The sequence below is a fragment of the Glycomyces sp. TRM65418 genome, from assembly GCF_019710475.1.
Classification (GTDB): domain Bacteria; phylum Actinomycetota; class Actinomycetes; order Mycobacteriales; family Micromonosporaceae; genus Glycomyces.
Window position 1 is genome coordinate 179,902 of record NZ_JAJFAX010000003.1, and the last position, 20,598, is coordinate 200,499.

The window sequence follows — 20,598 nt, forward strand, 5'->3', positions numbered from 1 at the left end:
CGGTTCGTTCCCGAGTCGCGACCGGGCGGTGCGAGGTCAGCGCGTCAGCGGCGGCCGAGACCCGGCGTCAGGGCCGCCAGACGACGGCCTCGATCGGGACTACGCGCTCGGCGAAGCGGCCCCGGAAGGCCGCTTCGCCGAGCAGGCGACGGAGGTCGGTCACGAAGGCCGGCAGGCGTTCGGCGAAGAGGTGCGGTGCTGAGCTCGACAACGAGAGCACCGCGGCGACCACCTCGTCGACGCCGCGTTCGACGACGCGGCCCTCGTCGATGACGATCCGGCCGGGGCCGCGGTAGCCCGCTTCGCGCATGACCGCTTCCTCGACACCGCCGGTGCCGTTCGGCAGGAGCCCCTGGCCGGCCCGACGAACCGGCCCGAGATAGCGGGCGACCAGGGCATCGATGCGTTCCCACGGCGGACTCGGGCGGGGGAGCGGGGCGTCGGTCGCCGCGCCGCGGTGCGTCGTCGCGCCGATGTGGACCCAGACGCCCCCTGGGGCGACCATGTCACGGACGCGCCGGGCGACCAAGGGCTGGTTCATCCAATGGAAGGACTGCGCGAACGAGACGACGTCGAAGACGCCCAGATCCGCCGGCAGGTCCTCGCCGCGCAGATGCCGCCACTCGATGGCGGGGGTTCCGGCCTCCTCGGCCTGCCGCCGCGCCTCGGCGAGCATGTCCGCGTCGGCGTCGACCCCCACGGTCGTGGCGAACAGCGGAGCGAGCAGCAGCGTGAGCGACCCTGGCCCGCAACCGACGTCGAGCAGCCGCCCGGTGCCGTCGAGGCCGAGCTCATCGCGCAGCGCGGCGGCGAGGCTCGCCGGGTACGGCATTCGACCGACCCCGTAGTGGACGGCGGCGCCCGCGAACAGCGTCTCGTCCCACTCCCATTCCGTGGCTCCCATGCACGGGATCGTAGCGATCGGGATGGCAGCCGGGCTCATGGTTTTCTCGTCGGGCTGCAAGGGCGTCGTTGCAACCACGCCGCGCGGCCGAAGGCGCGCCCACGATGCCGCGCCGCGGAGGCGCCTGCCGCCTACGGCGGAAAGGCGAAGGAACGCGCCCCCTGCACCCGCAGGCGTAGACCGCATCGCCGCCGCCGGACCGATGCCACCGAGCCCGCGGACCGGAAGCCTTGAGGTCGGTTCGACCGATCGCGAGACAGGAGCGTCATGATCCTCATTACCGGTGCCACGGGCACCGTCGGCCGTCCGCTGGTGGCGGCGCTGCACGCACGCGGGGTGGCGGTGCGGGCCCTCACCAGGGACCCGTCACGGGCCGCTTTCCCCGCCGGGGTCGAGGTCGTCGCGGGCGACCCCTCGCGGCCCGAGACGATCGCGGCGCATCTGGACGGTGTCCGCGCGGTCTTCCTCAACTCCACCGCGATCCGCGACGCCTGCGAGGCGTTCGCCGGCCTCGCGAAGCGGCACGGCGCGACCCGGCTGGTCGCGCTGGCGGCTTACAACGTCGAGCAGGACTTGGCGCTCCAACCGTCGCGGTACATCGGCGACCGCAACCGGGAATGCGAAGCGGCCGTCGAGACGAGCGGCCTGGAATGGGTCAGCCTGCGCCCGCAGATGTACGCGAGCATGGCGGTCCCGCTGTGGGCCGGACAGCTGCAGCTCGGCGACACGGTCCACTGGCCGTACGCCGATTTCGCCGAGGCCGTGGTCGACCCGCGGGACGTCGCGGAGGTCGCGGCGCACGCGCTCGTGGAGGACGACCTCCTGGGGCGCAAGCCGGTCCTCACCGGAGCCGAGGCTCTGACGCACGCCGAGATGGTCTCGGTGATCGGCGAAGTGACCGGTCGCAGGCTGGAGTACCGCGAATCCACGGTGGTGGAGTTGGTCGGCCGCCTCGCGGCGATGGGTCTGCCGCCGGAGTTGGCGGCGTCGTTCGTGGCGCGGTATGCCGCGTTCGAGGGGCAGACGCCTGAGAGCACTGACGAGGTGTCCCGGATTCTCGGCCGACCGGCCCGTTCCTACCGGGATTGGATCGCCGACCACGCCGCAGCGTTCTCAAAGCCGGATGTCGGCGGGGTGGTCTAGCCTCGCGGCATGACACAGATTGGAAGCGCATTCCTGCCGGTCAACGACCCGAAGGCCGCCGCCGAGTGGTACGCGAAGACCTTCGGTTTGGCGGTCGCGAGCAGCGAAGAACATGCGGCGGTACTCGAATCCGCCGAGCCGGTCCGCAGGCTCACGTTGCTGGGCCCGAAGAGCGGCATTTCCGCGGCACCGGGCCTGGGGTGGGCGCCGTTCAACCTGATCGCCGACGATCTCGAAGAGCTGCGTGGACGACTCGGCGAGTTCAGTGAGGCGGTGAGTTCGGTCAACGGCGACGACCAGCCCTGCTTGTGGTTCACCGCCCAGGACCCGGACGGCAACACGCTGCTGATCGTTGACCGCTGAGCATCAGGAACGCCAAGGGCCGGGAGCCGTACGGCTCCCGGCCCTCGTTGGAGTCCGGGTTGCAGCGCGGGGCTGCGGGAAGGGTCCTTTACTTGGCGACGGCCGTGAGGAAGCCGCGCCAGTCAGCGGGGGAGGCGTCGAGAATCGGCGAGCCTTCGCCGAGCTTGGTGTCACGGACCTGGACGACGCCAGAGTGACCGCGAACCTCGACGCAGTCGCCGCCGTTCGCACCGCTCCGAGAGGACTTCTTCCACCGCGCCTCGACGCAGTTGCCGCCGGTGTTGCCGCTGCGGGTGGACTTCTTCCACTCACCTGTCAGCATCGGATTCTCTCCACTCTTCTAGCCCCAAGGCCACCGGGAGTGTGGCAGAAGAAAGCCTACGACACCAGGCGACCTTGTCCTTGTCGGCCTCGTAGTGGCCGCCGAACAGGTTCTCCTGGTAGACCACATCAGGGTCCTTCTTGTCGGCGAAGGTCATGATCGAATACGACCAGTTTGCCGAAGGGTGAATCGTGTTGTGCGGCACGACGAGGATGTCGACACCTTCGACGCGGTTGCGCTCGGCGAGGAGCTCGAGCTGCTCCTCGTAGATGTCGGTACCTCGGAAGGCGGTCAAGGCCCGCTCGGCCATGACAGCTTGGATCTGCGGTGGCCCTCCCGGGCGCGAGAACAGCGATTCGCCTCGCTGGATTCGGAAGCCGACCGCGTCACGGCGCTGATCGGCGGTCATGTTCGGATTGGTGGCCAGCACCGCATCGGCATAGGCGGGCGTCTGGAACGGTCCGGGGACCATGGCGTCCTCATGGATGAAGATCGTCGCCGCGATCAGTTCGATCTGAGTGAAGTGGTCGAAACCTGAAGGAGCCTGCTCCAGCCAGTTGGCGGGGTTGCCCTGACGGATCCATTTCGCCTTGGCCTTGGCATCGTCGATGACTGCTTGCGGCGCACCGAGATCTCGCAGCCAGTCCCCGATGGTGGCCGGTTCTGGGTATTGGAGCTTGCCGCTCTCGTAGCTGTCATAGATGGTCTTTGAGGTTCCGAGGAACCAGACGGCTTGCTCTTTGGTGAACCCCTTCAGCTTGCGGTACTTGCAGAGGATTCGACCGAGTTCTCTCTGGAGGAAGTTTTCGCCTGCCATCGTTACATAGTGACACGAGGGTGTGACAGAACGGAACTCCAATGGAGTGTCATCATTCCTACAGCAGGAATCCTGACGTCGAATTCCCGACTCAGGTTTCCGGGTGCAGGAATTCAGGCACAGGCAATCCGGTCTGCGATAGAGGACATTGTGTCGCGTCTTGACCTGCGCTTATGTTGTGTTCAGCTGGCGGTGAGAGATCCGATCAGGAGGAGGCACAACATGTCCGACAGGCTTCAACACCAGCCCGATCCGCGCGATTCGTTGGTGCGCGGCGACTTCAGCGACGGCCACACCGACTTCACCGTCCGCGCGTCTTCGAGCCACGCGCCGGACTCGTTCCAAGTCAGCGCCAACCGCAATCCAGCCGACCTCGTGCTCATCGTCTCCGGACTCAACTCCGGCAACCTGCACGCCACTTGGGGCGACGAGTGGCGCGCCTTCGCCCCCGACTGGAAAGTCTGGGTCGAAGACGCCGCCTTCGAGGTCTTCTACAACGGCGATCTCGCCGACACCCGCCGCGACGGCGGCCCGGGACCGGTGAAGTTCTGCAATGGCTGACACCGCCTACACCGCACCCGCATCCGCATCCGATCCAGACCCGCGCGACGACGGCTGGCTCGGCGACTTCTCCCGAGGCCCCGCCGTCTTCGCGCTCTTCCGCATCGGCGCCAACAACGGCGGCCATCCGCTCATCCCGCCCGAGTACCGCATCGAATGCAACGACGGCGCCGGCCCGCGCATGATCTGCCGCTTCACCGTCGAGCCCGAAGCAGCTCCGGAGTGGTTCGGCGCCTGGCGAGGCGACGAGTGGTGCGAATGGATCCTGGAGCAGGCCCATCGCCTCATCAAGGCACCCGAGAACACCTGAGCTGCTCGGGTTCCGAGACCCGGGTGCGGCGGCGGGCCGCTGACACGGACCCCAGGCCGTGCGCCGGCAGCGGCCCGGTTCTGACCGCCGCGCCCTTCCAATGGCCGGCCGATCCTAGGTGGGGGATCGGCCGGCCTCTTCACATGTCCTCGTTCATATCCCCGAATGCCGGCCCGATACCGATGCGGCGCCAGGCACTCGCACTCACCTGTAGTGGCGGCATTCGCCTGCGAAGTACCGTGTCAGGCGGCTCCTGAGGATCGCTTCGGCGGCTTCGGCCATCGTCTGATCGCCCACGGGGCGTCCCGGTTCGCGGTACAGGTCGTCGGCCAGGCCCTCGATCAGAGCCGCCACTTCGACGGCCGCGAGTTCGGCGTCGGTGTCCGGCTCGACCTCGCCGCACTCCTTGCCGTTCTCGACGGCCCGGGAGAGCTGGCCCCGTACCGTGGCGGCCGTTTCGCGGGCGACCTCGGCGATGGTCGGATTGTCCAGGGACCGTGCGTGGAAGGCCCGGTTCACGCGGTACTCGCCGCGTCGGGCCTCGTCGAGCGGCCACAGCTCCGGCAAGCAGCGCAGCAGGATCGCACGAATCGGCTGCTCGGCCGCCTCGCCTTCGGCGACCAGGCGCGCCACTCGGGAGAGTTGGTCGTCGGTCACCCGGCGGTAGGCGAAGAGCAGCAGGTCGTCCTTGGATCGAAAGTAATGCTGCACCAAGCCGACCGAGAACCCTGCCTCACGCGCGACCGCCGCCATCGTGGCGGCGTCGAGCCCGTCGTGCGCGATGAGGCGATGCACCGCCTCGGCCATCTGGGCGCGGCGAAGCTCGTGGTCAGCGGTCCTGGGCATCCATTAATCATATATGTGTATGGTTATCACGTAGCCATATGACTGTATGGTTATCGGAATCCGCATCAGTCTCTTTGGAAACCCCATGCACCTCACCGTTGTCGCCGCCGCGCTGGCGGCGCTCACCCCCTTCGCCGGTCCGCTGCCCCAAGCGCCGACCGACGACCCCCATACCGCCATCGCCGACTACCTCGAGGCACGTTTCGAGGAGACCGGCGTCCCCGGTGCGGCCTACTCGATCATCGACCTGCAAGGCGACACGCACACCTACTCCTACGGCATCGACGGTTCCGGCGAACCGGTCGACCTCGGCACGCCCTTCCTGTGGGGCTCGGTCGCGAAGCCCGTGACGGCCACCGCCGCCATGACGCTCGTGGAGGACGGCCTGCTCGACCTCGATGCCCCGGGCGTCGACCACCTGCCCGACTTCGCGCTGGCCGACGAGGCCCACTCGGATCGGATCACCGTGCGGCACCTGCTCGAACAGACCTCCGGCATTCCCGAGGGCACCGACATCACCGACCGCTTCGAGCATCGCGAGGACCCCTATGGCGAAGCCGTCGCCGACCTCGCCGACGTCGAGCCCTTCGCCGAACCCGGCGATACCTTCGAATACGCGAGTGCGAACTACCTCGTGGTCGGTGCGGTCGTGGAGGCCGTCACAGGCGTGTCCTACGAGGAGTATCTGCGGACCGCGGTGCTCGAACCGCTCGGCATGGACACCGCGATCCTCACCGAAGCCGACGCCGAGACGGTCCCCGACGGCCACACGGTCGCGTTCGGGCAGGCCGTGCCCATCGACACGCGGTTCGATCAGACCGGTCCGAGCTACGGGTACCTCGGCGGCACGGTCACCGACCTGGAGCGTTTCGCCGTGGCCCAACTCGGCGACGGTTCACCGGTGCTCTCACCGGAGTCCCTGGCCGCCATGCACGCCGGGGCGGCCGAGGTCAGCGACAGCATCGACTACGGCCTCGGCTGGCGGGTCGACTCCCGCAACGAGGACTTGGGCACGAGCACGGTGTGGCACACCGGAGCGGCACCGGGCTTCGCCGCGGGCGTCCTGCTGCTCCCCGAGCTGGACCGGGCGCTGGTCGTGGCGCAGAACCGTTACGGGCACTTCGAGGAGGGCCCGCTCATCGGGACCATGCTCGGGGCCGTCCGGATGCTCGCCGGGGGCGAGGCCGGGGCGACGTCGGGCGATCCGCTGTATCCGGTGATGCTGACCGTGCTCAGCGCGCTCGTGGTCGGCTCGGTGTTCCTCGTGGTCTGGACGCTCGCGCGGATCCGCAAGGGCCCCAAGCCTGTGAAGCGCAAGGGGCTCGTGATCGCGAGTGCGGTCTGCTGGGCTCTGGCCGCGCTGGCGGTCGCCTATGTCGGGTGGGTGGCGGTGCCGGGGCTCGCGCCGAGCCGGGCGGTGTTCTTCCTCTTCGCCCCGGATGCGGCGTGGCTGCTGGCCGTCCTCGGTACGCTCGGCCTGCTCGTGGCCGCGGTTCGACTTTGGCATGGACTGATTCGGCTGCGGCGCCTCCCGAGTGGGGATGGCACCGCACCATAGGCGTCGAAGGCACCGCGGTAGCGGCACGGCTTTGCGGGTGATCGCGCCGGTGAGGCCCGCGGAGGGGAAGCGGCATCACCGCTTCCCCTCCCTCTTTTCGTCGGAGTCCGTCTGGAGGGCTCCGCGGTACGCATCGGTCGATGCCTCGATGCCTCGATGCCTCGATGCCTCGATGCCTCGATGCCTCAAGGGCGATCATGGCGTTCGGCGGATTCGGTGCGCCATGAGCAGGGCGCCCCCGATCACTTCTCGATGTGATTACAAGATATATCGACTCCGAGGTAAAGAACCTCTTTATCAGTCAGCGTAATGCGGCATCTCGAAGCAGGAGCACGGGCTGCGCCCGCGCACTCACTAAGAAAAACGGCCTGCTGGGCAGTATCAGTCCTCATTAGACTGCGCCCACTCAACCGTGCGGCGCGACCAAGCGTCGAACCAGCCCTGTTCGCCCCGGCGACCGAACCCGTGGTCGTCGTCGCGCACCTGAGCGGGATGCCGCTCAACCACCAACTCACCGCCCTCGGCGCACGCTTCGCCGGCGCGGTGCCGACCGGACGTACGAACTGGACACCGTGCCGGCGAAACCGCTGGTCGTCCGATTCGAGAGCGGCGCGAGCCCCTCGGGCGAACGCTGGCAGCTCAGCCCGGCGGCCCTGGGCGCGTTCCTGTCGGCGCTGCCCGTCCCGATGACCCTCGGCAAAACGGCAGCGGCGGTGCGGCCGAACATCGCCAAGGGCGTGTGGCCGGGTCCGCCGTCAGGCGGGCCGCCACCGATCAGCGACGGTAAGGGCCGTCCGACCTCGCCCGGGCGGCTCATCCGCGCCTTGGAGAACCACCAGCCCAAGACCATTGTCATCGCGGCGACGGCCGTGACCGTCGTGGCGGCCGACAACCACCCCGCCCCGAAGACCGAGGCGATGAGCAGGCCGACACCCACCGTGCATGAGGCCCATGCCCCCGCGGCGACGGCCGACATCCCGGCGTGCCGATAGTCGGGAGTGGCCACGGCCGTCCAGGCGAGCGCGGTCCTGCCCGCCGGCAGGAACCGGGCGACGATCGTGGTCGTGCACGGGCGGCGCCGGAGTGTCTCGCGCAGTCGTATCTCCAGACGCGTGACCTTGGCGGAGTTGAGGATCGGTGTGCGCATGCGGGCCCGGGCGTGGCGGAGGGCGTGGTAGCCGATGCGGTCTCCCGCCCAGGACGCCGCTGCGGCCCACGCGATCAAGGCGGCGATGAGGACGGCGTCGCCGACGAGGAGTCCGGCGAGGGTCGCGATCATGGTGGCGCTGGGGAGCATCGGGATGAAGAAGTCGGCGATGATCAGCGCGGCCAGGATCAGGGCGATCGTCAGGGCGGGATTCACCGCGCCGCCGTCCGGCCCCTGCGCCTGCGGCGCACGACGACGACGGCGGCGATGAGGGCGGCGGCGCCGATCAGGGCCGGCACCGTCGCGCGGTCGGCGAAGGCGAGGAAGGCCGATCCGAGTGCCGCGCCGCCGAGGACCCACAGCAGGGCCCAGGCGAGGGCGGCGATGCCGGTGGCGGTCGCGAAGCGCCGGTAGCGCATGGGGGAGGCGCCCGCCGCGGCGGCGATGAGGGTGCGGACGCCCGGCAGGAGCCGGGCGACGATGATGACGCCGATGCCGCGGTGGGCGATGAACCGGCCGGCGTCGTGCCAGCGGTCGACGCCGATCCTGCGGACGGCGCGGGTGTGGGCGATGCGGTCGCCGAATCTTCTGCCGAGGGCGAAGCCGGCGTGGTCGCCGATGAAGGCGCCCGCGGCGGCGGCGAACACGGCGGCGATCAGCAGCGGGCTCCCGGTGAGGATGACGGCGGCGAGGACCAGCGCGGTTTCGGCGGGGACGAGGGCGCCGATGCCGAAGGCCGCTTCGACTGCGGACACGACGAAGACGAAGGCGAGGACGGCGGGTCCGTGTTCGCCTGCGGCGTCGAGGAATCGGGTGAGTTGGTCGAGCATGCGGCAACGCTATGCGGGGTGGGGCGGGGGAGGGCAGTGCCGAAGGGGAGGGCGGCCACTGACGAAAGTGAGTGCTGGTGGCGTCGGGGGCTCCCTATGTTGGAGTGGTGTTCGATGATGATGCGCTTCCTTTGACGGGGCGGGCCCGTGTGCGGGCGGTTGCGGTGGCGGTGCTGGCCGGTGCGGTCTTCGCTGGGGCAATGTACCGGCTCGAGCGGCTGGGGCGCGTGGAAGTGAGCGGGTTGGCGGTGTTCGATGCGGGGCAGTTGGCGGTGATCGTGGCCGCGACCGGGGCGGGCGTGGTGATCGGGCGGTGGCGCACGCCGGTGTCGTTGGTGGCGGTGGGTGTGGCGGCGGTGCTGCTGACGTCGACGCTGATCGGGTTGTGGGTGCGGTCGGACGCCGTGCGCGGGCTCGTGATCGGCATCGCCTACGTCTCGTGCCTGATCCTGGCGATGGTGGCGATAGCGGTGCCGCGGGCGCGGCGCAGCTATGTGCGTCGGGGTTGGGAGCTGGCGTTCGCCGAGGCGCGGGAGCATGAGGCGCGGGTGGCGCAGGCGGTGAGCCGGGAGCGGGAGGCGATGGCCGGGGAGATCCACGACGGGTTGGGGCATCGGTTGACGCTCATCGCGGTGCAGGCCGCCCGGTTGTCGTTGGACGAGGCGCTGCCGGAGCGGGCGCGGGTGGAGCTGCAGCGCATCCGGGAGCATGCGGCGGCGGCGTCCGAGGAGCTGGGGGAGACCGTGGCGCTGCTGGCCGAGCGGTCGCCCGGTGCGGGCGGGTCGCTCAGCGGCCTGGGCATCGAGGACGTCGTCGAACGTGCCCGCGCCTCGGGCGTCGCCGTGGACTGCGCCCTTGCGCCGGAGGTGGCGGCGTCGGTGAACGACTACACGCATGCGGCGCTGATGCGGGCCGTGCAGGAGGGGTTGACGAACGCGGCCAAGCATGCGCCGGGTGCTGCCGTGCGCGTCGCGGTCGAGGTGGTCGGTGACGAGGTGGTGCTGCGGATGCGGAACGCGCTCGCGCCGAGCCCGTCGTCGGAGCGGGGCGGGCACGGCCTGGTGGCGTTGCGGCACCGGATCGCGATCCTCGGGGGCACCTTGGACGTGGAGGAGGGGGCGGATTTCGTGCTCACGGTCCGGTTGCCGTGCGCGGCGGCGCCTTCGACGAGGGCCGCCGATCTCGGTTCGTCGCGGTTGGGGGTGCTGGCGGCGGAGGCGGCCCGCGCCGAGCGTCGGCACCGGCGGGTGGCCCGGCAGGCCTGGCTGGTGCCGGTGGTCGTGGCGTTCGTGCTGGGCGTGGTCGCGGCCGGGTATTTCGTGTACAACACGGTCGCTTCGGTGCTGCCGCCGGAGCGGTTCGCGGCGATCGCGGTGGGCGACAGCCATGCGTCGGCGGTGTCGGTGCTGCCGCCGACGCAGATGCTCGACGCGCCGCGTTCGGCGCTGCCCGAACCGGCGGGGGCGCACTGCGAGTACTACGAGTCGGCGGTGAGCTTCTTCGAGCGGGTCGAGGTGTACCGGGTCTGTTTCGCCGACGACCGGGTCGTCGCCGTTGATACGATTCCGCCCTCATGACGACGATGCCCGATGAATCCGCGACTCCGCGCCCGGAGGGCCCGGTCCGGGTGCTGCTGGCCGACGACGACCGGCTCGTGCGCGCCGGGATCGCCGGGATCCTCTCGACCGCCGCGGGCATCGAGGTCACGGCCCAGGCCTCGGATGGGATCGAGGCGGTCGACCTGGCCCGCAGGCATCTGCTGGACGTCATCCTGCTCGACGTCCAGATGCCGCGGCTGGACGGGATCCGCGCCCTCGAGCGGCTGCAGGAGCAGGAGGTGGCGGCGCCGGTGGCGATGCTGACGACGTTCTCCGACGAGGGGTACATCGCCGATGCGATCCGGTTCGGGGCGCTGGGGTTCTTCCTGAAGTCCGACGACCCGCACCATCTCATCGCGGGCGTGCGGGCGCTGGCCGGTGGGGGTGCGGCGTTCTCGCCGCGGGTCGGCCGGTGGCTGCTGCGCCGGCAGGCGCGGACGCGGTTCGACCGGTCGGCGCGGGCGCGGGCGCTGGTGGCGGACTTGACGCCGCGGCAGCGGGAGGTGCTCGCCGGTGTCGGGAAGGGGCAGTCGAATGCGCAGATCGCCCGGTCGCTGCATCTGTCGGAAGGCACGGTGAAGCAGTATCTCTCCGCGCTGTTCACTGCGCTGGGCACGGAGAACCGGGTGCAGGCGGCCTTGATCGCGTACGAGGCCGGTCTGCACGAGGAGGCGTGAACCGGGAGGGTCGCCGAATCCGCCGCTGATCGAACCGGTCGCCCGCGCTGTCCGAGGCAGCTGCGCGGTCTCGTTCGATCAGTGCCGGGGTCGCGTGGCCTGACCTCCGCGACGCGGGCCGCCGTGCTTCGCCGGCGTCGGGACGGTGTGCTACCGTTCGAGCCATGTCTACGGCAGTTCGTCGCTATCAGCGCTTTACGCTGGCTCCGGGTGGAGCCGGTAGTCGCCTGCGCTGACTAGACGAACACCCGGAGCCAACAAGGCAGAGACCTCGTCTCTGCCTTTCGTCGTTCACGGCGGGCCCCGGATATCACAGCACGAGCGGGCCCGCATCGCACCGAAGAGGGGATTCCCGCTCGATGACCACGCCAGCCGACACCACTCCGCAGACCAGCGACCTGCACGTCCTCGGTTTCCAGCCGCTCGTCCCGCCCGCCGTCCTGCGCGGGGAGCTGCCGCTCGGGCCCGAGCGGGCCGCGCTCGTGGCGCGCGGGCGCCGCGAGGTCCGCGACGTCCTGACCGGCGATGACGACCGGCTGCTGCTGGTCGTCGGGCCCTGCTCGGTCCACGACCCGGCCGCCGCGGTCGACTACGCGCGCCGCCTGGCCGCCGCCGCCGCGCCGCTGTCGGAGGATCTGCTCGTGGTCATGCGCGTCTACTTCGAGAAGCCCCGCACCACCGTCGGCTGGAAGGGCCTCATCAACGACCCCCACTTGGACGGCACGCACGACGTCGAGCTCGGTCTGCGCCTGGCCCGGCAGGTCCTGCTGGACGTGCTCGACACCGGGCTGCCGGTGGGCTGCGAGTTCCTGGAGCCGACGAGCCCCCAGCACATCGCCGACGCCGTCTCCTGGGGCGCGATCGGCGCCCGCACCACCGAGAGTCAGGTCCACCGCCAGCTCGCCTCCGGGCTGTCGATGCCCGTGGGGTTCAAGAACACGACCGACGGCGACGTGACCTCCGCGATCGACGGGTGTCGGGCCGCGGCCGGGGACCACGTGTTCTTCGGCGTCGATGAGGACGGGCGCGCCTCGATCGTGTCCACCAGCGGCAATCCCGACTGCCACGTGATCCTGCGCGGGGGGCGCGGGGGCCCGAACTACGACGCCGCCTCGGTGGGGGACGCGCTGGCGCTGCTGGCCAAGCACGGCATGCCCGAGCGGCTCGTCGTGGACGCCAGTCACGCCAACAGCGGCAAGGACCACGTCCGCCAGGCCGAGGTCGTCCGCGAACTGGCCGCGCGCCTCGCCGCGGGGGAGCGGGGCCTGGCCGGGTTGATGATCGAGAGCTTCATCGAGCCCGGACGTCAGGAGCCCGGTCCGCTGGGGACGCTCACGTACGGGCAGTCGGTGACCGACGCGTGCGTGGGCTGGGGCGACACCGAGGCGCTGCTGGGCGAGCTCGCCGCCGCCGTCCGCCGGGGCCGCGCCCACCGCGTGTGAAGGACGGAGGGCGGCGCCCCGGTCGGGGGTGCCGCCCTCGGGCGGTGCCGTGCTAGGCGATGCGGATGGTGTTCCAGCTCATCGCGGGCAGTTCGATCGCGATGACGCCGTCCTTGACGGTGATGTCCTCATTGGCCTTCGGGGCCACGCGGGTCGGGTTCTCGAGCGTGTTCTTCGCGTTCGGGTCCTCGTCGGTGAGCGTCGAGCAGGTGAGGTCGCTGAAGGTCGGCAGCGAGGCGGCGTCGATCTCCAGGGTCAGCGGGTGCTCCAGGTTGCGGTTGACCGCGAAGACCGTGATCGACCCGTCCTCGTTCGCGACCGCCACCGAGTGCAGCGCGGCGACGTCGCCGAACCGCTCGGTGTGGAAGGCGGGGGCGTCGGCGTTGACCCGCAGGACCTTGCCGCGGCCGAACTTCGAGGCCTCCGCGAACGGGAAGAACGTGGTCTGACGCCACGCCGGCCCGCCCGGCTCGGTCATGATCGGGGCGATCACGTTCACCAGTTGCGCCAGGCACGCCGCCGTCACGCGGTCGCAGCGGCGCAGCAGCGTGATCAGCAGCGACCCGAACACGACCGCGTCCATCGCCGAGTACACGTCCTCGAGCTGCCGCGGGGCCTCGACCCACTTGGCGTGCTCGGCCTCGTGCCAGGCGTGCTGGTACCAGACGTTCCACTCGTCGAAGGAGATGTTGATCTTCTTGTCGCTCTTGAGCTTCGCGCCCACCGCGTCGGCGGTGGCGATGACGCCGTCGATGAACAGCTCCATGTCCTGCGCCGAGGCCATGAAGCTCGCGAAGTCGCCGCCCTCGGGCTGGTAGTAGGCGTGCGCGGAGATGTAGTCGACCGACTCGTACGACTGGGTCAGGACCTCGGCCTCCCAGGCGCCGAACTGCGGCATCCCGCGCGAGGACGAGCCGCAGGCGACCAGGTCCAGCTTGTCGTCGATCATGCGCATGGACCGGGCCACCTGGTCGGCGATGCGGCCGTACTCGGTGGCGGTGCGCTGGCCGATCTGCCAGGGCCCGTCCATCTCGTTGCCCAGGCACCACAGCTTGATGCCGTAGGGCTCCTCGTCGCCGTGGGAGCGGCGCAGGTCCGACCAGTACGTGCCGCCGGGGTGGTTGGCGTACTCCAGGAGGTCGAGCGCCTCCTGGAGGCCGCGGGTGCCGAGGTTGACGGCCATGTTCGGCTCCACGCCGACGGTGCGGCAGAACTTCATGAACTCGCCGAGCCCGAACTGGTTGGTCTCGGTGACGCCCCAGGCCAGGTCCAGGCGGCGCGGCCGGTCCTCCTTGGGGCCCACGCCGTCCTCCCACCGGTAGCCGGACACGAAGTTGCCGCCGGGGTAGCGGATCATCGTCGGGCCCAGTTCGCGGATGAGGTCGAGGACGTCCTGGCGCAGGCCGTCCTCGTTCGCGCTGGCGTGGTCGGGTTCGTAGATGCCGGTGTAGACGCACCGTCCGAGGTGCTCCACGAAGGACCCGAACAGCCGCTCGGGCACGTCGGCGACGGTGAAGCGCGGATCGAACTCGATGCGCGCGCGCTGGTGATCGGCCATGATCGCCTTCCGGAAGGGTTTGCGGTTCTCGGTCACCGGACCCTGTGGGGGCTCGGTCACGGTGACGCTACCAGACCCTGCGGGCGCTCGGACCAGGGGACTTTACCGTTACATGAACCTTAGAGGTCCAAGGCCGTCGAGGCCCGCGCGACCAGCTCGGGCTGGAAGACCACGTTGCGGTGCGTGTGCCCGCGGCCCTCGCCGATCTCGTCGAACAGCAGCTGCGCGGCCGTGCGGCCCAGCTGCGCCCGCGGCTGCCGGATCGAGGACAGCGGCACCGCGGCGGCCGCGGCGAAGTCGATGTCGTCGTAGCCGATGATCGCGCACTCGTGCGGGACCTTCACGCCGTGCATCGTCAGGCCCTGGAGCGCCCCGAGGGCGACCAGGTCGTTGGCGCAGAACACGGCCGTGGGCCGCTGGGGGAGGTCGAGCATCTGCTCGACCGCTTCGCGCCCGGCCGCGAAGTTGAGCCCGGCGGTGTGGAAGACCTCCAGGTCCAGGCCGCGCTCCTCGCAGACCTCGCGGCAGCCGGCGAGGCGGTCGGCGACCTGAGGGATCGAGGCGGGGCCGCCGACGAAGGCGATGCGGGTGTGGCCGCGCTCGGCCAGGTGGTCGGCGGCCAGGCGGCCGCCGTGGACGTCGTCGACGGCGACCGAGCAGTGCGGGTGCCGCCCGGCGCCGCGGTCGACCAGGACCAGGGGGATGTCGTGCCCCGAAAGGCGCTCGATCCACGACGAGGAGGTGTCGTCCACCGGGGTGATCAGGAGGCCCAGGACCCGCTGCTCCTCGAGGATCTCCAGGTGGCGGCGCTCGCGGCGGACGTCCTCGCCGGAGTCGCAGACGGTGACCACGCCGCCGGCGGACTCGATGAGCGGCTCGGCGCCGCGCACGACGTCGGTGAAGAACGGGTTGGCCACGTCCAGCACGACCACGGCGACGGTGCGGCTGCGCCCGGCTCGCAGCTGGCGGGCGGAGTCGTTGCGGACGTACCCCAGTTCGGCGATCGCGGCCAGGACCCGGGAGCGGGTGTCCTCGGCGACGGCCTCGGGGCGGTTGAGCACATTGGAGACCGTCCCGACCGACACGCCCGCGGCGCGCGCGACGTCCTTCATACTGGTAGTGGTCATCGTCACCTCAAGGAGTCTATCGGGAGCTGAGGGGTGTTGCCCCGGCTGCGGTACAGCTTAGGGACCGGCTGCGGCCGGATCGAAGAACGTCGTTACCGAATCGATTTGAAACGGTTCAACGGTGAACGGCGAGCGTGAGGAGCATATACCGAACCGTGTTCGAATTTATTGGCGGCCGGTGCTTGACAACCTGAGGCCGGGGGTTTTAACTTAGCGAAATCCCTTCATGAATCGATTCAAAACCGTCGGCGGCATGTCGCGCCGCGGCCCGGCCCCGAGGAGGAACCTCTTGGCAGCCCCGAGCACCGGCCTGCAAGCGTCTTCCAAGACGCGCGTGTGCTTCACCCTCCGCGTCCGCCCCGACCGCATGGACGAGTACCGCGAACGCCACGCCGCCGTCTGGCCCGAGATGCTCCGCGCCCTCGCCGACACCGGCTGGTCGAACTACTCGCTCTTCCTCGGCGACGACGGACTCCTCGTGGGCTACCTCGAGACCGACGACTTCGACGCCGCCCGCGCCGGCATGGCCCGCCGCGAGGTCAACGCCCGCTGGCAGGCCGAGATGGCGCCCTTCTTCGAAGGCACCGACGGCGCCAACGCCGACGACGCGTTCAACGTCCTCACCGAAGTGTTCAACCTGGAGACCCAACTGGCCGCCACCACGGCCGAGGGCGGGGCCGAGTGATGGCTCGCCAACACCCCAAGAATGGAGCCGGCAAATGAGTGACCGCACCGCCTACGCCAAGCAGGTGCTGGCCAGCCAGAGCATCGAACTGCCCTCATGGGCGTTCGGCAACTCCGGCACCCGCTTCAAGGTCTTCGCCCAGCAGGGCGTCCCCCGCGACCCCTACGAGAAGATCGCCGACGCCGCCCAGGTCCACCGGTACACCGGCGCCGCCGGATCCGTCGCCCTCCACATCCCCTGGGACAAGGTCGACGACTACGCCCGCCTCGCCGCCCACGCCGCCGACCTCGGCGTCCGCATCGGCACCATCAACTCCAACACCTTCCAAGACGACGCCTACATGCTCGGCTCCGTCTGCCACCCCGACGCCGGCATCCGCCGCAAGGCCACCGACCACCTCCTCGAATGCGTCGACATCATGGACGCCACCGGCTCCCGCGACCTCAAACTCTGGTTCGCCGACGGCACCAACTACCCCGGCCAGGACGCCATCGCCGACCGCCAGGACCGCCTCGCCGAAGTCCTCGCCGAGGTCTACGACCGCCTCGGCGACGACCAGCGCCTCCTGCTCGAGTACAAGCTGTTCGAGCCCGCGTTCTACACCACCGACGTCCCCGACTGGGGCACCGCCTATGCGCACTGCCTGAAACTGGGACCCAAGGCGCAGGTCGTCATCGACACCGGCCACCACGCGCCGGGCACGAACATCGAGTTCATCGTGGCGATCCTCCTGCGCGAGGGCAAGCTCGGCGGATTCGACTTCAACTCGCGCTTCTACGCCGACGACGACCTGATGGTCGGCTCGGCCGACCCGTTCCAGCTGTTCCGGATCATGCACGAGCTGTCGCTGCGCGGCGTGGTCGGCCCCGAGTCGGGGATCGCCTACATGCTCGACCAGTGCCACAACATCGAGCCGAAGATCCCCGGGCAGATCCGCTCGGTGATGAACGTGCAGGAGGCGACCGCGAAGGCGCTCCTGGTCGACCGCGAGGCCCTCGAGGCCGCGCAGGCGGCCGGCGACGTCCTGGGCGCGAACGCCGTCCTGATGGACGCCTACAACACCGACGTGCGCCCGCTGCTCGAAGAGCTGCGCGCCGAGCAGGGCCTCGCGGCCGACCCGATGGCCGCCTACGCGGCCTCGGGGTACGCGGCCCAGATCGTCGCCGACCGCCAGGGCGGCCAGGCCGCCGGTTGGGGGGCGTAAGTGAACGCGGTGAACGACCTCATCACCCGGTCCAACCGGCTGGGCGCGGACAAGCGGAACACGAACTTCGCCGGCGGGAACACCTCCGCCAAAGGCGTCGAGGCCGACCCGGTCACCGGCGCCGACGTCGAACTGCTGTGGGTCAAGGGCTCCGGCGGCGACCTCGGCACGCTCACCGAGAGCGGCCTGGCGGTGCTGCGGCTGGACCGGATGCGCGCGATGGTCGACACCTACCCGGGCGTGGACCGCGAGGACGAGATGGTCGCGCGGTTCGACTACTGCCTGCACGGCAAGGGTGGGGCCGCCCCCTCGATCGACACGGCCATGCACGGCCTGGTCGACGCCGCGCACGTCGACCACCTGCACCCCGACTCCGGCATCGCCTTCGCCACGGCCGTCGACGGCCCGGCGCTGACGAAGGAGTGCTTCGGCGACCGCGTCGTCTGGGTCCCCTGGCGCCGGCCCGGGTTCCAGCTCGGCCTCGACATCGCCCAGATCAAGGCCGCGAACCCGCAGGCCATCGGGTGCATCCTCGGCGGGCACGGCATCACCGCCTGGGGCGACACGTCCGAGGAGTGCGAGGCGAACTCGCTGGAGATCATCCGCGGGTGCGAGGCGTTCATCGCCGACCGCGGCAAGGCCGACCCCTTCGGCGGCACCGTCGACGCCTGGGCGCCCCTGGACCCCGAGGCCCGCGCCGAGCGCGCCGCCGCGCTCGCCCCCGTCATCCGGGGCCTGGCCTCCTTCGACCACCGTCAGGTCGGGCACTTCACCGACGACCCGGCGGTCCTGGAGTTCCTCGCCTCCGAGCGGATGCCCGAGCTCGCGGCCCTGGGCACCTCCTGCCCCGACCACTTCCTGCGCACCAAGGTCCGGCCCCTGATCCTGGAGACCGGCGCGAACGACCCCCTCGAGGACGTCATCGCCCACCTCCGGGAGCGCCACGGCGCCTACCGCGAGGCCTACCGCGCCTACTACGAGCGGTACGCCGAGCCCGACAGCCCCGCGATGCGCGGCGCCGACCCGGCGATCGTCCTCGTGCCCGGGGTCGGCATGTTCTCCTTCGGGCCCGACAAGCAGACCGCGCGCGTCGCCGGCGAGTTCTACCTCAACGCCGTCAACGTCATGCGCGGGGCCGAGGCGATCTCGACCTACCGGCCGATCGACGAGTCCGAGAAGTTCCGCATCGAGTACTGGTCCCTCGAAGAGGCCAAACTCCGGCGTCGGCCGGCGCCCAAGCCCCTGGCCGGGCGGGTCGCGTTCGTGACCGGGGCGGCCGGCGGCATCGGCAAGGCCACCGCCGAACGGCTCGCCGCCGAAGGCGCCTGCGTCGTCATCGCCGACCTCGACGAGGACAAGGCCGCCGCGGCCGCCGCCGAGATCGGCGGCCCGGACACGGCCGTGGGCGTGGCCTGCAACGTCACCGACGAGGACGCCATCGCCGCCGCCATCGCACGGGCGTCGCTCGCGTTCGGCGGGATCGACCTGGTGGTCAACAACGCCGGGCTCTCCCAGTCGAAACCGCTGGTGGAGACCACCGCCGCCGACTGGGACCTCCAGCACGACGTCATGGCCAAGGGCTCGTTCCTCGTCTCCCGTGAGAGCGCGAAGCTCATGATGGCGCAGCGCATGGGCGGGGACATCGTCTACATCGTCTCCAAGAACGCCGTGTTCGCCGGGCCGAAGAACATCGCCTACTCCGCGACCAAGGCGGATCAGGCCCATCAGGTGCGGCTCCTCGCCGCCGAGCTGGGCGAGCACGGCATCCGCGTCAACGGGGTCAACCCCGACGGGGTCGTGCGCGGTTCGGGGATCTTCGCCGGCGGCTGGGGCGCCCAGCGCGCGGCCGTCTACGGCGTCAAGGAAGAGGAACTCGGCCAGTACTACGCCGGCCGCACGCTCCTGAAGCGGGAGGTGCTGCCGTCCTCGGTGGCCGACGCGGTGTACGCGCTCGTCGGTCCCGACCTGGGGCTGACCACCGGCGTCCACATTCCCGTGGACTCGGGCAACCCGCAGGGGTTCCTGCGGTGACGGTGCTGGCAGCGGTGGATCTGGGCGCGTCCTCGGGACGGGTCATGGCCGCCCGTGTGGACGGGGACCGGATCGACCTCACCGAGGCCGCCCGGTTCCCCAACCGGTCGGTCATGGCGCACGGGCGCCTGTACTGGGACGTGCTCGGCCTGTGGTCGGGCGTCCTGGAGGGGCTGCGCGCCGTCGGGCCGGTGGCGGCGATCGGCGTGGACTCCTGGGCGGTCGACTACGGTCTGATCGACGAGCGGGGGCACCTGGTCGGCAACCCCGTCTGCTACCGCGACGCCCGGGGCGCCGCCGGAAAGGACCGGCTCCTGACCGAGGTCGACGCCGTGGACCTGTTCGCCCGCACCGGCGTCCAGCATCAGCCGTTCAACACCGTGTTCCAGTTGGCGGCGGAGGACCCGGCCGCGCTCGAGCGCGCCGAGCGGCTGCTGCTCATCCCCGACCTGTTCGGGTACTGGCTCTCGGGCGTCGTCGCGTGCGAGGCCACGAACGCCTCCACCACGGGCCTGGTCGACCAGGGCACCGGCACGTGGCGGCACGAGCTGTGCTCGGCCGCGGGCTTCCGCGCCGACCTGCTCGGGACGATCACGCCCACCGGCACCGTCCTGGGCGGCCTCCTCCCGGAGGTCGCCGCCGCGACCGGCCTGCCCGAGATCACGAGGGTCGTCGCCACTGCCAGCCACGACACGGCCGCGGCCGTCGCCGCCGTCCCGTACGAGCACGACCGGGCCGCCTACATCTCCTGCGGCACCTGGTCCCTCGTCGGCGTCGAACGCGACCGGCCGATCACCACCGCCGCGGCCCTCGACGCGGGGTTCACCAACGAGCGCGGCGCGGACGGGTCGATCCGGTTCCTGCGCAACGTGGCCGGGTTGTGGCTGCTCAACGAGTCGGTCGCGACCTGGCGTGCCCAAGGCCTGGACGTCGAGCTGGGGGACCTGCTCGACCAGGCCGCCAAGATCGAACCGCTCCGCAGCGTCGTCGACCCCGACGACCCGCGATTCGCCGAACCGGGGGACATGCCCGCCCGGATCCGCGACTATTGCTCCGAGACCGGCCAACCGGTGCCCGAGGGCCCGGCGGAGGTCGCGCGGTGCGTGCTCGACTCGCTCGCGCTGGCCCACCGCCGTGCGGTCGCGGCGCTCGAGGCGCTCACCGGCGACCCGGTCGAGATCGTCCACATCGTCGGCGGCGGCGCGAACAACCAGCTGCTGTGCCAGCTCACCGCCGACGCCACGGGCCGTACGGTCCTGGCCGGACCCGACGAGGCCACCGCCCTGGGCAACGCCCTCGTCCAAGCCCAGGCCCTGGGACTGATGCCGCCGGGGGCGGCGGCCCGGCGGGCCGCCGCGCGCGCCTCGGCCCGGCCCCGCCGCCACACCCCCCAGGGCCCCCGGGGGCCTTGGGAGCAAGCCGCCCCGCCGCCCGTGCCCGTCCACGGCCAGGGCCCGAGACCAACTGCATAGATC

General features: G+C 70.7%; 20 protein-coding genes. 13 read left to right on the forward strand and 7 right to left on the reverse strand.

From position 1 onward, the window contains the following. Positions 1-67: 67 nt before the first annotated feature. Positions 68-904 carry a class I SAM-dependent methyltransferase gene (locus tag K3N28_RS08810; RefSeq protein WP_228092122.1) on the reverse strand — a complete coding sequence of 279 codons (837 nt, stop codon included), beginning with the start codon at positions 902-904 and terminating at the stop codon, positions 68-70. A gap of 267 nt (positions 905-1,171) precedes the next feature. On the opposite strand from K3N28_RS08810, the gene K3N28_RS08815 reads away from it, so the two are divergent. Both K3N28_RS08815 and K3N28_RS08820 read left to right on the forward strand, forming a co-directional pair. Further along, a complete protein-coding gene (locus K3N28_RS08815; protein ID WP_228092123.1) occupies positions 1,172-2,047 on the forward strand; it encodes an NAD(P)H-binding protein in 876 nt (291 codons plus the stop codon). A 9-nt stretch (positions 2,048-2,056) separates the two neighbouring features. Next, positions 2,057-2,410, forward strand: coding sequence for a VOC family protein (locus K3N28_RS08820; protein ID WP_228092124.1), 354 nt, complete (start codon positions 2,057-2,059; stop codon positions 2,408-2,410). A gap of 88 nt (positions 2,411-2,498) precedes the next feature. Here the strand turns inward: K3N28_RS08820 and K3N28_RS08825 are convergent, their stop codons facing one another. Together K3N28_RS08825 and K3N28_RS08830 are read right to left on the reverse strand one after the other, a co-directional pair. After that, positions 2,499-2,732: a DUF397 domain-containing protein gene (locus tag K3N28_RS08825; protein WP_228092125.1), complete on the reverse strand. Its 234-nt coding sequence runs from the start codon at positions 2,730-2,732 to the stop codon at positions 2,499-2,501. Further along, a complete protein-coding gene (locus K3N28_RS08830; RefSeq protein ID WP_228092126.1) occupies positions 2,719-3,549 on the reverse strand; it encodes a DUF5753 domain-containing protein in 831 nt (276 codons plus the stop codon). The genes K3N28_RS08825 and K3N28_RS08830 overlap by 14 nt, the downstream gene beginning before the upstream one ends. Before the next feature lie 222 nt (positions 3,550-3,771). Between K3N28_RS08830 and K3N28_RS08835 the strand changes: the two genes are divergently transcribed. Together K3N28_RS08835 and K3N28_RS08840 are read left to right on the forward strand one after the other, a co-directional pair. Next, on the forward strand, positions 3,772-4,110 hold the full coding sequence (locus K3N28_RS08835; RefSeq protein ID WP_228092127.1) for a hypothetical protein: 339 nt from the start codon (positions 3,772-3,774) through the stop codon (positions 4,108-4,110). Further along, positions 4,103-4,420: a hypothetical protein gene (locus K3N28_RS08840; RefSeq protein WP_228092128.1), complete on the forward strand. Its 318-nt coding sequence runs from the start codon at positions 4,103-4,105 to the stop codon at positions 4,418-4,420. The genes K3N28_RS08835 and K3N28_RS08840 overlap by 8 nt, the downstream gene beginning before the upstream one ends. Positions 4,421-4,624: 204 nt before the next feature. Here K3N28_RS08840 and K3N28_RS08845 read toward each other — a convergent pair whose 3' ends face one another. Continuing rightward, entirely contained in the window at positions 4,625-5,266 is a 642-nt protein-coding gene (locus K3N28_RS08845; protein WP_228092129.1) for a TetR/AcrR family transcriptional regulator, read from the reverse strand. Between the two features lie 85 nt (positions 5,267-5,351). On the opposite strand from K3N28_RS08845, the gene K3N28_RS08850 reads away from it, so the two are divergent. After that, a complete protein-coding gene (locus K3N28_RS08850) occupies positions 5,352-6,824 on the forward strand; it encodes a serine hydrolase (RefSeq protein WP_228092130.1) in 1,473 nt (490 codons plus the stop codon). A gap of 572 nt (positions 6,825-7,396) precedes the next feature. Then, positions 7,397-7,816, forward strand: coding sequence for a hypothetical protein (locus K3N28_RS23530; RefSeq protein ID WP_374209724.1), 420 nt, complete (start codon positions 7,397-7,399; stop codon positions 7,814-7,816). Positions 7,817-8,183: 367 nt separating this feature from the next. Here the strand turns inward: K3N28_RS23530 and K3N28_RS08860 are convergent, their stop codons facing one another. Then, positions 8,184-8,801: a DedA family protein gene (locus K3N28_RS08860; RefSeq protein WP_228092132.1), complete on the reverse strand. Its 618-nt coding sequence runs from the start codon at positions 8,799-8,801 to the stop codon at positions 8,184-8,186. Between the two features lie 107 nt (positions 8,802-8,908). On the opposite strand from K3N28_RS08860, the gene K3N28_RS08865 reads away from it, so the two are divergent. The 3 genes from K3N28_RS08865 to K3N28_RS08875 all read left to right on the forward strand — a co-directional run bounded on the left by K3N28_RS08865 (position 8,909) and on the right by K3N28_RS08875 (position 12,518). Then, complete coding sequence (locus K3N28_RS08865; RefSeq protein ID WP_228092133.1) at positions 8,909-10,378, forward strand: sensor histidine kinase; 1,470 nt, start codon at positions 8,909-8,911, stop codon at positions 10,376-10,378. 5 nt (positions 10,379-10,383) lie between these two features. Next, positions 10,384-11,076, forward strand: coding sequence for a response regulator (locus K3N28_RS08870; protein ID WP_374209736.1), 693 nt, complete (start codon positions 10,384-10,386; stop codon positions 11,074-11,076). A 359-nt stretch (positions 11,077-11,435) separates the two neighbouring features. Continuing rightward, complete coding sequence (locus tag K3N28_RS08875) at positions 11,436-12,518, forward strand: 3-deoxy-7-phosphoheptulonate synthase (RefSeq protein WP_228092135.1); 1,083 nt, start codon at positions 11,436-11,438, stop codon at positions 12,516-12,518. A 52-nt stretch (positions 12,519-12,570) separates the two neighbouring features. Here the strand turns inward: K3N28_RS08875 and K3N28_RS08880 are convergent, their stop codons facing one another. Then, complete coding sequence (locus tag K3N28_RS08880) at positions 12,571-14,076, reverse strand: alpha-N-arabinofuranosidase (protein WP_228092136.1); 1,506 nt, start codon at positions 14,074-14,076, stop codon at positions 12,571-12,573. A 119-nt stretch (positions 14,077-14,195) separates the two neighbouring features. Continuing rightward, a complete protein-coding gene (locus K3N28_RS08885) occupies positions 14,196-15,203 on the reverse strand; it encodes a LacI family DNA-binding transcriptional regulator (RefSeq protein WP_228092137.1) in 1,008 nt (335 codons plus the stop codon). Positions 15,204-15,492: 289 nt separating this feature from the next. On the opposite strand from K3N28_RS08885, the gene K3N28_RS08890 reads away from it, so the two are divergent. The 4 genes from K3N28_RS08890 to K3N28_RS08905 are packed head-to-tail and all read left to right on the forward strand — an operon-like array spanning position 15,493 to position 20,595. Then, a complete protein-coding gene (locus K3N28_RS08890) occupies positions 15,493-15,888 on the forward strand; it encodes an L-rhamnose mutarotase (protein WP_228092138.1) in 396 nt (131 codons plus the stop codon). Between the two features lie 34 nt (positions 15,889-15,922). Continuing rightward, positions 15,923-17,092, forward strand: a complete 1,170-nt coding sequence (gene rhaI, locus K3N28_RS08895; RefSeq protein WP_228092139.1) for an L-rhamnose isomerase — start codon at positions 15,923-15,925, stop codon at positions 17,090-17,092. Continuing rightward, a complete protein-coding gene (locus K3N28_RS08900; protein WP_374209725.1) occupies positions 17,093-19,123 on the forward strand; it encodes a bifunctional aldolase/short-chain dehydrogenase in 2,031 nt (676 codons plus the stop codon). After that, entirely contained in the window at positions 19,120-20,595 is a 1,476-nt protein-coding gene (locus K3N28_RS08905) for a rhamnulokinase family protein (RefSeq protein WP_228092141.1), read from the forward strand. The genes K3N28_RS08900 and K3N28_RS08905 overlap by 4 nt, the downstream gene beginning before the upstream one ends. Positions 20,596-20,598 lie beyond the last annotated feature (3 nt).